We start from the raw sequence: 256 nt of genomic DNA, 5'->3' as shown, positions 1-256 counted from the left end.
CCGTACGAGCTGGCTGCGCAAGGTGATGACGTCTACAAAGACGGTCAAGTTGTGGAAGTCGGCATCGACAACGCCACCGTTGACGGCAAGTCCTTCGAGAACCTGGTACTGGGCGACAAAGCTCAGGTCACCATCGGCGACACTATCTCCGAAGTGGTTGCCACCCTGTCTGTGGATAAAACCACCGTCACCGAAGGTGGTTCCGTCACCTACACCGTGACCCTGACCAACGCTGCTGGCCTGCCGATGAGCAACC

Annotated in this window: 1 protein-coding gene; it reads left to right on the top strand. The window is 58.2% G+C overall.

All coding sequences use genetic code 11. The features are described 5' to 3' along the window. Nucleotides 1-256, top strand: a 256-nt coding sequence (locus AACY45_RS29015) for an immunoglobulin-like domain-containing protein (protein WP_339548911.1), incomplete at both ends; no start/stop codon positions are given.

Source organism: Pseudomonas sp. RA_35y_Pfl2_P32, from assembly GCF_963970735.1.
GTDB lineage: Bacteria > Pseudomonadota > Gammaproteobacteria > Pseudomonadales > Pseudomonadaceae > Aquipseudomonas.
Note: the sequence above shows the minus strand (reverse complement) of the source record. Positions and strands in the feature narration are given on the sequence as shown.